Annotated in this window: 9 protein-coding genes; 5 read left to right on the forward strand and 4 right to left on the reverse strand. The window is 60.3% G+C overall.

Features of this window, described 5'->3' with window-relative positions; translation table 11 throughout:
• Positions 1–56: 56 nt before the first annotated feature.
• From EO087_RS12085 to EO087_RS12095, 3 genes are all read left to right on the forward strand, one after another.
• Positions 57–1,601, forward strand: coding sequence for an efflux transporter outer membrane subunit (locus tag EO087_RS12085; RefSeq protein WP_128899083.1), 1,545 nt, complete (start codon positions 57–59; stop codon positions 1,599–1,601).
• 83 nt (positions 1,602–1,684) lie between these two features.
• Entirely contained in the window at positions 1,685–2,875 is a 1,191-nt protein-coding gene (locus tag EO087_RS12090; protein ID WP_128899084.1) for an efflux RND transporter periplasmic adaptor subunit, read from the forward strand.
• A 64-nt stretch (positions 2,876–2,939) separates the two neighbouring features.
• Positions 2,940–4,460, forward strand: coding sequence for a DHA2 family efflux MFS transporter permease subunit (locus EO087_RS12095; protein WP_128899085.1), 1,521 nt, complete (start codon positions 2,940–2,942; stop codon positions 4,458–4,460).
• Between the two features lie 79 nt (positions 4,461–4,539).
• On the opposite strand, the gene EO087_RS12100 is transcribed toward EO087_RS12095, so the two are convergent.
• Positions 4,540–5,082, reverse strand: a complete 543-nt coding sequence (locus EO087_RS12100) for an acyloxyacyl hydrolase (protein WP_128899086.1) — start codon at positions 5,080–5,082, stop codon at positions 4,540–4,542.
• 58 nt (positions 5,083–5,140) lie between these two features.
• A complete protein-coding gene (locus EO087_RS12105; RefSeq protein ID WP_164931831.1) occupies positions 5,141–5,968 on the reverse strand; it encodes a polysaccharide deacetylase family protein in 828 nt (275 codons plus the stop codon).
• 164 nt (positions 5,969–6,132) lie between these two features.
• Between EO087_RS12105 and EO087_RS12110 the strand changes: the two genes are divergently transcribed.
• Together EO087_RS12110 and ntrC are read left to right on the forward strand one after the other, a co-directional pair.
• Positions 6,133–7,176 (forward strand): ATP-binding protein, encoded by a 1,044-nt coding sequence (locus EO087_RS12110; protein WP_128899088.1) that lies wholly within the window; start codon positions 6,133–6,135, stop codon positions 7,174–7,176.
• Positions 7,169–8,560 carry a nitrogen regulation protein NR(I) gene (gene ntrC / locus EO087_RS12115; protein WP_128899089.1) on the forward strand — a complete coding sequence of 464 codons (1,392 nt, stop codon included), beginning with the start codon at positions 7,169–7,171 and terminating at the stop codon, positions 8,558–8,560. Before EO087_RS12110 ends, ntrC begins: the two co-directional genes overlap by 8 nt.
• 100 nt (positions 8,561–8,660) lie before the next feature.
• Here the strand turns inward: ntrC and EO087_RS12120 are convergent, their stop codons facing one another.
• Both EO087_RS12120 and EO087_RS12125 read right to left on the reverse strand, forming a co-directional pair.
• Positions 8,661–11,147, reverse strand: coding sequence for a GGDEF and EAL domain-containing protein (locus EO087_RS12120; RefSeq protein WP_128899090.1), 2,487 nt, complete (start codon positions 11,145–11,147; stop codon positions 8,661–8,663).
• Between the two features lie 103 nt (positions 11,148–11,250).
• Positions 11,251–12,408, reverse strand: coding sequence for a hypothetical protein (locus EO087_RS12125; protein ID WP_128899091.1), 1,158 nt, complete (start codon positions 12,406–12,408; stop codon positions 11,251–11,253).
• Between the last annotated feature and the right edge of the window lie 96 nt (positions 12,409–12,504).

Below are 12,504 nucleotides of genomic sequence, written 5' to 3' on the forward strand. Positions count from 1 at the left end.
GACAGGAACGCGCTTTCCCGACACCTTAGTTAAATACACATCGAGACTTGAAAGCCATGCGTCTGTATATTCTTGCGGCGGCTGTCGGACTGGCATTCGCGTTGGCGGGTTGCGCCACCCGCGGTGGCATTCATCCGGACGGCACCCTGACCGATCCCTCTTCGCTCAAGACCGACCGCAGCCTGGCGAAGGTGCGGGTGTCCGACGCGGCCTGGCCGAAAGACGATTGGTGGACCGGATTGGGCGATCCCCAGCTCAGCGCACTGATCACGGAAGCACTGCACGACAACCCGACGTTGGCCGTCGCCGATGCACGCGCACGTGCTGCGCAAGCGGCTGTCGGTGTGGCTGATGCGGCGCGCCAGCCGACCGTCGATGCGGGTGCCAGTGTTGCCGAGACACGCATTCCCACTTCCATTCCGGCTTTCGGCAACGGACACCTGGGAGCCGCCAAGTACGTCTATGGCAGTTTCAAATGGGATCTGGACCTGTGGGGCGGCCAGCGCGCTGCGTGGGAAGCAGCATTGGGCCAGTCTCGTGCGGCCGAAGTGGATGCGCAGGCCGCGCGCATCGAATTGTCCACCCATGTAGCCCGTGCGTATGTGCAGTTGAGCTACGCCTACGTGCAGCAGGATGTAGCCATCGCTGAAATGAAGCGCGCTAGCGAAGCGCGCGACCTCACGCGTCAGCGTGTTGCTGCAGGCATCGACAACCAGATGCAACTCAAGCAGAGCGACTCCGAAGTCGCCAGCGCACAAGGGCAGAAGGCACAGGCCGATCGTGCGATCAACGCAGCGCGTTCTTCCTTGTCGGTGTTGCTTGGCAAGGGGCCGGATCGCGGCCTGGATATCGGCCGCCCGCCACGGGTGCCCACGAATGCGTTGACGGTGCCGTCCAACGTACCCGTGGAGCTGATGGGTCATCGCGCCGATCTGGTCGCTGCACGCTGGCGCGTCGAAGCGGCCAGCAAGGACATCCAATCCGCCAAGACCGAATTCCTGCCCAATGTGAACATCGGCGCCATGGTCGGCCTGATCAATTTGGGTGGTGGCAATCTGTTCCAGTTGTCAAACCGCTTCTACGAGGCAGCGCCGGCTATCAGCCTGCCGATCTTCGACGGTGGCCATCGCCGCGCCAACTTGAGCGGCAAGGATGCGCAATACGACTTGGCCGTGGCGCAATACAACCAGAAGCTGGTGTCGGCGATCAACGAAATCGCCGATGACTATGATGCGCTCAACTCGTTGAAGGAGCAGGTCGATGCGCAGCAGCGCGCACTCGATGCGGCGAACGATGCGTGGACGTTGTCCGAGCAGCGTTACAAATCGGGCATCGGCAGTTATCTGGAAGCGCTCAGCGTGCGCCAGGAATGGCTGGCAGCCGAACAGCGCATGGCCGCCCTGCATGCACAGCAGGCCGATCTGAATGTGCAACTGATCCAGGCGCTCGGCGGCGGCTTCCGTCCTGGGGGATGCACTGATCAATCCCCCGCAGGCGCCAGCGACTCTGTCTGCCCGCAGCCCTTCGGTCCGCCGGCTCGACAGACAGCCAGTCTGCCTTCGCCGCCGGCCCTGCGGTCTGCAAACAGACAGAGCCGCTGACACCTACGTCGAATCGATCAGTGCATCCCTAGCTGACACCCAACTTTCTTCCAAGTAATTCTATTGTTCCTGAGGCAGCCCCCATGTCCAGTCAGAATCCCAACATCGCCGATACGCCGGCAGTTCAGGCGCCGCCGGCCAACAACCGGCGCGGCTTTCTGCTGCGGCTGTTGCTCGTCATCCTTGTTCTCACCACTATCGCATGGACGGCGTGGTATTTCCTGGATGGCCGTTGGTACGAAAGTACCGACGACGCGTACGTCAACGGCAACATCGTGCTGATCACGCCGCGCATTGCCGGCACCGTGATCAGCATTGGCGCTGACGATGGCGACCTGGTGAAGCAGGGCGATGTGATGGTGCAGCTCGACAAATCCGATGCGGATGTCGAACTGCAGCGCGCGTCCGCCAACCTCGCCAGCACGGTGCGTCGCGTGCGGGGTCTCTACAGCACGGTGTCCGGTGCACAAGCGCAGTTGGCCGTGCAGAAGGTCAGCCTGCAAAAAGCGCAGGCCGACTTCAACCGCCGCCGCGACCTGGCCAAGACGGGCGCGATCTCCGCGGAAGAACTGTCGCACGCACGCGATGCATTGACCGCCGCGCAAAACGCGATGGATACCGTCCAGCAGCAATTGCAGACCAACAAAGTGTTGGTGGACGACATCGACGTCGCGTCGCACCCGGACGTGAAAGTCGCTGCCGCACAGTACCGCGCGGCCTACCTCGATGACGTGCGCACCACCATGATTGCCCCAGTGACCGGCTATGTCGCCAAGCGCACGGTGCAGGTCGGCCAGCGCGTGCAGCCGGGTGCCGCCCTGATGGCCGTGGTGCCGCTGCACGAAGTATGGGTGGATGCCAACTTCAAGGAAACGCAACTCACCCGTATGCGCATTGGCCAGTCGGTGGACATCAGTTCCGACGTCTATGGCGGTGCGGTGAAGTACAAGGCGCAGGTGCAGAGCCTAGGCGTGGGCACGGGCAGTGCGTTCTCGCTGCTGCCAGCGCAGAATGCCACGGGTAACTGGATCAAGATCGTGCAGCGCATTCCAGTGCGCGTGGTGTTCACCGATCCGTCGCAGCTCGTCAAGTATCCGTTGCGTATCGGCATGTCGCTCGACACGGAAGTGAACCTGCACGACCAGAACGGCCCGATGCTGTCGCAGACGTCGCGCACCGAGCCGCTGTTCAGTACGGACATCTACAACCACGAGCTCACCGAAGCGAACGAGAAGATCGAGCAGATCATTCACGCGAACATGGGTGGGCATTGAGCTCCTGCGCTTTTTCCCTTTCTGCGAAGGGGAAAGAGTTCAGGTCTAGGCTAGGTACCCACCTATGAACACCCATTTCCGTCCACCTAATCTGGTCTTGGCGACAATCGGCTTGTCGCTGGCCACGTTCATGCAGGTGCTGGACACCACCATCGCTAACGTGTCCTTGCCGACCATCGCCGGTAATCTCGGCGTGAGTCAGGATCAGAGCACCTGGGTGATCACCTCCTTCGCGGTGAGCAACGCCATCGCGCTGCCGCTCACCGGCTTCCTCACTCGACGCTTCGGCGAAGTGAAATTGTTTGTGTCGGCAACGTTGCTGTTCTCGTTGGCATCGCTTCTATGCGGCATCGCGCAGAGCATGAGCATGTTGATCCTGTTCCGGACCATCCAGGGTGCGGTGGCAGGTCCCATGTATCCGATCACGCAGGCGCTGCTGATCTCGATCTATCCACCGGCCAAACGAAGCATGGCGCTGGCGCTGTTGGCGATGGTGACGGTGGTGGCGCCGATTGCCGGTCCGATTCTCGGTGGTTGGATTACCGACAACTACTCGTGGCCGTGGATCTTCTTCATCAACGTGCCGATCGGCATCTTTGCCAGCATGGTGGTGGCCAACCAGATGCGATTGCGCGAGGTGGTCACGCAGCGGCCCAAGATCGATTACGTGGGCCTGATCACGCTGGTGATCGGCGTGGGCGCCTTGCAGGTAGTGCTCGACAAGGGCAACGACGAAGACTGGTTCAACTCCACCTTCATTGTGATCACCTCGATCATCTCCGCGATTGCGATTGCGATCTTCCTGATCTGGGAGTTGACCGACAAGGAGCCGATTGTCGACCTGAAGCTGTTGCGGCATCGCAACTTCCGCATGGGTACGATTTCGCTGGTGCTCGCCTATGCAGCGTTCTTCGCGATCGGTTTGCTGGTGCCGCAATGGTTGCAATTGAATTTGGGTTACACCGCTACCTGGGCCGGTTTCGCTACGGCTCCGCTGGGTGTGTTGCCGGTACTGCTCACCTTTGTCGTCGGCAAATACGCCACGCGTTTTGACCTTCGTCTACTCACCAGTGGTGCGTTCGTCATCATGGGTTTGACCTGCTTCCTGCGTTCGAATTTCTATATTGGTGTCGACTTCGAACACGTGGCGTTGGTGCAGTTGCTGCAAGGTCTTGGCGTGGCTTTTTTCTTCATGCCGGTGACCACGATCCTGCTGTCGGATCTGCAGCCACATGAAATCGCCGCGGGGGGTGGCTTGGCGACCTTCTTGCGTACCGTGGGCGCCAGCTTCTCGGCATCGCTCACCACCTTCCTTTGGCAACGTCGCGGCATCGTACATCACGAGCATCTGGCAGAGCAGATCACCCCCTACAACCCGCTGGTGCAGCAGGCGCAGAGCCAGGCGGGTGATTCACAGACCGTCATGGCGATGTTGAATCAGTCGATCACTTTGCAGGGTCTGCAGATTTCCTTCAACGAAGTGTTCCACATGTTGGGCTGGATCTTCCTCTCCCTGATCGTGGTGATCTGGATGGCTAAGCCGCCGTTTGCGGCCAAGGCCGGTGCCGGTGATGGCAGACATTGAGAACTTTCGCTGACGTTGACACGAAACAACAACGGCCCCGTCGGAGCCGTTGTTTTGTACATGGCAGGAAAGTGCCGAATCAGAACGCGATACCGGCCACCGCCATTGTCTCGCCACGGTTCGGCTCGTGGAAACTGCTGTTGGAGATGTGGCGAATGCCAAGGCTCCAGTGATTGCCCTGATAGCCGACCGTCGTAACGAACTCGTAGACGGTGCTGAGCGCCTGCGTACGACCGGCGTGTACCGCGAGCTGGAAGCTTAAGAAGAGCGGCTGATACCAAGCATAGGTAGGGCCGTAGTGAAAGCGCACACCACCGGCCAGCACAAAGGCGTCATTGCGCACGGTGTAACGATCCGCATTGAATTGCGCATATGTGTTGCCGGTGCGGCCACCGATCCAGCCGACAGTAACATCCGGTGACCAGGTGAAATGACTGCTACCGATCGGATTCGGTTCAAAGATGACTTCGCCGAATGCAGCAGGCGAACTGTAGCCATCGGAAGGGCTGCCCATGTAACTGACGCCACCCTGCAATTCGAAACGAGCCGCCATGGCGGGAAGCGCCGGAAGAGCGCACATCAGCACGGCAATCAAACCACGGGTGATTGGATGAATACGCATTCGAAATACCTGTGTGGGAGAGGTGGTATGACGTTTATGCACTTAGCGGAGCATGGATTCAGTCGGCTGCTGCATCAGGAGGAAGCGGCTCTGGCAGCACGAACTGAAATCCGCGACTTTCAAGATCGGTCAATGCCTGATCGAGCACTGCAGCGGTAGCCGGCTTGTCGTGCATCAGCAGAATCGAATAGTTTTGGGTCTGCTCTCGGGTCCAGTAGAGAATCTGCTCTGGCTTGGTCTGCCAGCTATCCTGGGTGTTTGCGTTCCAGAGTATCTGCTGCATGCCTGATGCCTCTGCTAGTTGCCTGACATGCGAGGATGTCAGGCCGAATGGGGGGCGAAAATAATACGGGCGATGTCCCGTGAGGCTCGCAATGCGTCGACTACAGCCCTCGATTTGCTGATACAGGTCAAAATCTTCCAGTTTGTTGAGCTGAAGATGGTCGAAGCTATGGTTGCCGATGATATGGCCTTCCTGCTCGAACGTTCCCAGAAGGCGGCCTGTTGTATCGTCAATGCGATGGCAGACAAGGAAGAAGATGGCGTGTGCGTGATGGTGACGAAGCACACTCAGAATATGTTCATCCACACCATGTCCGTAGGGGCCATCGTCAAAGGTCAGTACGGCATATTTGCGCCCGTCCAGCCAATCACTGGCTTTGCGCCAAACGTATTCGTCGACGGGAGTAACACTCGCCTGGGTAGCCGGGTCCAACACGAAATGAGGTGGCTTTAACCCACGCCCCGCCAATACAAGCATGCACGCGAGCACGGCCAGCAAAACAGCGCTAGCAATCGGGTGGCGTCGAGGCCAACGTAGTGGCTTAGTGACGGCTGTCTGTAAATTCATTTCCCCCGCTCGATCATGCTGCGGCTCATTGCCCATATAGGCCAATGGCGGACATGGGTGCATCCGAGTCGCAAAAGGCGCACAACGACGAAGCATACGCCATGCCATTCATAAATTCACGGATTCGGCGCGTTTGACCTTCGAATCAGGCATGCAGTGAGCCATAGACTTCTTTGTGGCGCATTATCCATGATGGTGCAATGAGTGAGCATGAGTCCCGAGGCTGGGCGGAGCAGATGTCGACCGGGTTGGCGGTGGTCGATGGACAATTGCGGGTGCAATGGATCAACTCGGCCTTGGCGGAATTGCTGGGGTTGGGGTTGCGCCATGCCCAGGGACAATTGCTGGCGGAGTTACTAGCGGATGCCGGTGTGGCGGAACAGGCGGCGCGCAGCTTGGCGGAGCAGCGTTCGGTGCAGTGCCGGGGCGTGGCGCTGTCGGGGATGCCGGCCGGGGAGCAACGGGTGGATGTGGCTTTGCAGCCACTCGATGCCCATCGTTTGTTGGTGGAGGTGCATGCCCTGGCGGAGCCGGTACCAGCAGTATCGCCGCTGTCGGCTACGCTGCGTGGCTTTGCGCATGAGGTGAAGAACCCGCTGGCGGGTTTGCGTGGGGCAGCGCAGTTGCTGCAGCGACGTCTAGATGATGCGGACATGCAAGCGCTTGCGGGTATGGTGATGGCTGAGGCGGATCGGCTGACGGCTTTGGCCAATCGCTTGCTGCATCACGATGGCGCATCGCATTGGGGGCCCGTGAATTTGCATCAATTGCTGGAACGTTTGAGCGACTTGATCCAGGCCGAGCCATCGCCACCGCGACTGCGCCACGATTACGATCCCAGTTTGCCGGATGTGCATGGTGATGCCGATCGGTTGCAGCAGGTGATGCTGAATCTTGCGCGCAACGCTATCGAGGCGGGTGCGCAGACGCTTACTTTGCGCAGCCGCGTTGAGCACGGTGTACGTTTGGGCGATCGCATGCTTCGCAGCGCTCTGCGGCTGGACGTGATGGATGATGGCTCGGGTGTTTCGCCAACGGTGCGCGATACCTTGTTCGAGCCATTGGTTTCCGGTCGCGTTGATGGCACTGGCTTGGGTTTGGCGCTGTCGCGCGAAATTGCACACGAACACGGTGGTGAGTTGCGTTATGTCAGCCGGCCGGGCGAAACGGTGTTTTCGCTCTATCTTCCGTTGCCGCCGCGCGCAGGTGCAGCGGTACTTTCTTCTGGGCGCTCCGATGGCTAAGCAATCCGGTACATCCGGCATCTGGATTGTCGACGATGATCGTGGCGTACGTTTTGTGCTGGCCGAAGCGCTGCGTGACGCGGGTCTTGTCGTGCGCGAATTCGGTGATGCTGCAAGCGTGCGCGCCATGCTACGTGAAGAAACGCCAGCCTTGCTGATTACGGATGTGCGTATGCCTGGCGAAGGTGGTTTGGCGTTGCTGGAGGAATTGCGTGCGCGCCAGATCGGACCGGTCATCGTGATGAGCGCTTATACCGATGTAGCGACAACCGCTGCGGCGTATCGCGCGGGGGCGGTGGATTATCTGGCCAAGCCGTTCGATCTGGATCAGGTGGTGGCGGCGGTGCGGCGCGCCTTGACGGATGCGCCGCACGCGCAAGTGGCGCCAGCCGCATCCGTCACACCACCGCATGCGTTGCTCGGCGAAAGTGCGTCCATGCGCGAGGTATTTCGACTTATCGGGCGTGTGGCCGCCAGCGATCTGAATGTGTTGGTGACGGGTGAAACCGGTACCGGCAAGGAGCTGGTGGCGCGTGCCTTGCATGAGGAAAGCGCTCGATACGCCAAGCCTTTTGTAGCGCTGAATACCGCGGCCATTCCCAGCGAGCTGCTGGAAAGCGAGTTGTTTGGCCATGAGTCCGGTGCGTTTACCGGCGCAACGCGCCGCGTGTCCGGTCGTTTTGAGCAGGCTGAAGGCGGCACGTTGTTTCTGGATGAGATTGGCGATATGCCGCTGATTCTGCAAACGCGCTTGCTACGCGTGTTGGCGGGTAGTGAGTTTTATCGAGTGGGTGGGCGTGAGCTGATCCGCTGCAACGTGCGTATCATTGCGGCTACCCACCAGGACCTGGACGCACGTGTCGCGGCGGGACAGTTTCGCGCCGATCTGAAGCATCGACTGGATGTGGTGCGGATCGAGTTGCCGCCACTGCGGCAGCGGCGCAGCGATATTCCTCTGCTGGCGCAGCATTTTCTGGCAGGTGCGGCACAAGAGCTGAGGCTCCCGCCCAAGCGGTTTTCCAGGGCGGCGCTTAAATCGATCGCCCAGCGTGATTTTCCGGGCAATGTGCGTGAGCTGGAAAACTTGTGCAGGCGCCTGGCGGTGATTGCTTCGGGCACTGAGGTGTTACCCGCGGATTTGGGCAAGTCGGTTGACGTGCCGCGTGGCGATTGGAGCGATGCCTTGCGTGAATGGGCGGAGCGCGCGCTCGAGCATGGCGAGGCAGATATTCACACGCGTGCACGCGAGACGCTTGATCGCGTGTTATTGGAGGCGGCGTTAGCCGCACATGATGGCCATCGTCAGCACGCTGCCTCCGCGCTGGGAGTCGGGCGTAACACGCTGACGCGCAAGCTGGGTGCGTCGCGGACGCGCCGCAAATAACGATGAGTGGAGTAAGGAACGTGTCGACAACAATGATTCTCCATGCCATACACAGCGATATCGTCGCCTTGCCAGAAGGTTGCGCGCAACGGTGAGTTAGTCAGCCGGGTTGTTCGGCTAGCCGTTGTTCCAGCAGTTCCGCCGGCATCGGTGCGCCAAACAGAAAGCCTTGCATCTGCGAACATCCGGCTTCACGCAGGAAGGTGCTTTGCATTTCCGTTTCAACCCCTTCGGCAATCACATCCTTGTTGAGGCTGCGCGCCATGGCGATGATGGCGCTGGTGATGGCGGCAGTTTCGGCATCCTGGGTGATGTCGCGTACAAAGGCGCGGTCGATCTTCAAGGCATCGACCGGGAAATGCTTGAGATAGGAAAGGCTGCTGTAGCCTGTGCCAAAGTCATCGAGGGACAGGCGCACGCCACGCTGGCGGATGCGTCGCAACAGGCGGATGGTGCCGTCGCCGCCGGTCATCATGGTGCGCTCGGTGAGTTCCAGTTCGAGCAGGCAGGGATCGAGGCCGGTTTCGTTGAGAATGCTGTCGAGGCGTTCGTAGAAGCCGGCGTACTGGAATTGCAGCGGTGAAACGTTCACCGACACGGGAATCGGTCGTCCTTCGCATTGCCAACGGCGCGCCTGCTGGCAGGCTTCGTGCAGGGCCCAGGTACCGATGGAGACGATCAGGCCGGTATCTTCCGCTACCGGAATGAACTGATCGGGGACGAACAGATCCTGGCCATCGACCTGCAGGCGCAGTAGTGCTTCAGCGCCGACGATATGGCCGAGCCGCGCATCTACTTTGGGCTGGTATTGCAGTGAGAGTTCACTATGCGCCAGTGCGTGTCGCAAGACATTTTCAATGCGCCGGCTGGCGGTGGAGCGCTGGGTCATTTCCGGGGCGTAGAAGGAGTAGCCATGTCGGCCCTGGGTTTTCACTTCGTACATGGCCGCGTCGGCGGTGCGTACCAAGGCCTCCGGCTCGGTGGCATCGCGCGGGAACATACTGATGCCGATGCTGGCGCGGATATCGAGCGGAGGTAAATGCGATACATGTGTTTGCGAGCAGGCATCAAGCAGGCGCTGAGCAAAGCTGGCAGCTTCGTTGGCGTCGTCCGCGCGTGGCAGCAATACCACGAATTCGTCGCCGGTGTAACGGAAAGCCAAGTCTTCACTATCGCGCAAGGTGCCGCGAATCTGCTGTGCTACGGCTTGCAATACCTGATCGCCAACGTCGTGGCCTAGCGTATCGTTGATACGGCGGAAGTGGTCAAGATCAAGATAAAGCAAAGCGCACTGCCGATGACGTTGAGTGGCCATCGCCGTGGCCTGCTCGATGCGCGCATACAGCAGGCTGCGGTTGGGCAGGCCGGTCAGCATGTCGTGCTGGGCAAGCTGGATCAGCTTCAGCGCCAGCGTGCGGTTTTCGCTGATGTCGTGGCAGACCAGTACGCCACCCGTGACGCTGCCGGCGTGATCATGGATTAAGGCCGCCGAATTCTCGATCAGCGTTTCGAAGCCATTGCGATGCAGAAGAATGGTTCGCCCGTTGAAATCGACGATCGCATTGCGTCGCATAGCCTGGCGCAGTGGGTTGTCCAGTGGCTGGTGACTGTTGACGTCGCGCAGGCGAAATACGTCGTCCAGAGGGCTGCCTTTGGCATCGGCATTGGACCATCCGGTCATCGCCTCGGCAATCGGGTTAAGCGAGGTGATGTTGAGTGCGATATCGGTGGTGATGACCGCATCGCTAATGGAGTTCAGCGTCACTTCTGCGAGCTGGTGTTCACGGAACAGCGCCTCTTCGAATTGCTTGCGCTTGGTGATGTCCTGCACCTGGCTGATAGCGTAGTTGAGTTGGCCCGATTCACTGTGTATCTGCGCCACGCTGATCAGCACGTGCACGCTATGTCCATCGCGATGGATGTAGCGTTTTTCGGTCTGGAACGCATCGCGTTTGCCGTTGATGAGTTGCGCGGAAAGTGCCTCGCTCAGCGGGATATCGTCAGGATGCGTGATGTCTCGCCAGGTCAGTCCGCGCATCTGTGCTTCGTTGTAGCCAAGCATGTCGCACAGCGCGGAGTTGACTTGCTGGTAGCGGCCGTTGGGTAGGATCAGCGCCATGCCTACGGCAGCGTGGTGGAAGGCTTGCGAGAAGCGTTGCTCGCTTTCGCGCAGTTGCTCTTCCAGCGCATGGCGTTCGGTGATATCGGTAAATACGGTAAACACGCCGCGCAATTCACCATATTCGTTCAGGTCCGGCGTGAAGCTGCCATGCACGTAGCGGCGCTGTGGCGTACTGAATAGCGCGCCTTCGTAACTGGAATCCTGGCCGTTGAGCGCTTGCAGCAGGGCGGCGCGTGCGCGCAGATAACTTTCCGGATCCAGCACTTCGCTGACGAGGCGGCCGGTGATCAGGCCCGGATCGAGATCAAACCAGTGCCGGTGGGCTTCGTTGGCGAAGACGTAGCGTTCGTCCCGATCGATATAGGAGATCAGTGCAGGCACGCTCTGCACGACATGGGCGAGCAAATCCGCTCCCGGTTGCGGGGACGGCGACGTGCCTTCGATGGGGATCGTCACCTTCGACATGGAGTTCCGGTTAACTGATCGCGGCCTGTATGCACACATCATGCGCTGGAGCGGGTTCGATTTGCATCATGCCTTCGCGCATCGTGTCCGTAAGACTGCCCCATCAGTGCAAGGCAATGGCTGGCGCGCTGAGCTGGCCGCTTTCGTCAAGCTGAATCCGGCCCAGCGCATGCAGGTCGCTGGCGGTGCCGAAATGCTCGGCGAGCATCGCAATCAGCGGCCCCAGGGCTGCCGGTTGTAAGGGGTAGCCATGCGCCAGCGCGCGCGCGCTGCCCGTCGGGCCGCGTTGCGCCACGGTGATGGCGACGATACCCAGGCCCGCGGCTTCATGCGCAAACAAATGGGGCGCGCCGTAGATCGTATCGGTCGTGGCAATGGTTTCGGCAAGCCAGCCTTGCCCATATTCGGGGTGACTGCCCGGCGCGGTATCAAGATGTAGTGACAGCCCGTGTGCCTGCAGCAGCGCAGCGTATTGGCGCAATTCGAACACCGCGCCGGCGAAAGCATGGCTGCGTTCGATGAGGTCGCCGTGCTGGGTGCTTAGCCACTGTGCGGGTGATTGTGACCAGACCTTGCCGTCGGCGTAGCGCAGGGTCAGTCCACGGGCGCTCAGTGTGGTTTCGCTGCGATAGGGCGTGAGCATGGCTGCTTCCAGCAGTTGCCAAAGGGGGGCTAGGTTGACGTGTTCGTATTGCACGCAGGTGAGCGCGAGCAGGTCGTTGCGGCTCAGGTAACGGGCGTGTTCCAACCGCACGCCGAAGCAGCGCATCAGCCAGTCGGCCGTACACGTGCCGGCTTCACCGCGACCTACCAGCTCCACTTCCAGTCGTTCGAACAGCTCGCTGGCGAGGGCTTCGGGGGCCAGTACGCTAAGCGGCAGCAGGCGCATCGGGCCATCGATGTAGGTCGGATCGGGCTCAAGCGGTTGCGCGGGCATGCGGCCTTCGTGGCTGCCGAAGGCCACCACCTTTTCCAGTGGGTCGTGTTCCAGTTGGCCGCGGGGAATGCGGTGGGCCAATTCATCCAGCGTTGTCCATACGGGAAAGCCGGGGCGTAGCAATTCGACTGCATCGAACAAAGCGCCGGCCAATGTCAATCGTGCCTGGGCGATGTCCGGGACCAACTTGTGCAGGTCTTCGGCCATCAGCGCCGCCAGTTTGGCGGCTTCATCGCGGCTCAGGCTCAGCCGCTGCGGGTGCTCGCCCGGGGATAGTTCCAGTGCCAGGACGGCGGGCAAGGCTTGCAGCGGAACGGCTTCCACGACGTAATTCCAGGTAACAAAGGGCCGCAAGTCTAACATTCGCTGATCGAGCGGCCGTTCGGGCTTTCGCCGAGGCACTTCGCGGGTTAGCCTTGC

This window comes from Dyella sp. M7H15-1 (genome assembly GCF_004114615.1).
Lineage (GTDB): Bacteria > Pseudomonadota > Gammaproteobacteria > Xanthomonadales > Rhodanobacteraceae > Dyella_B.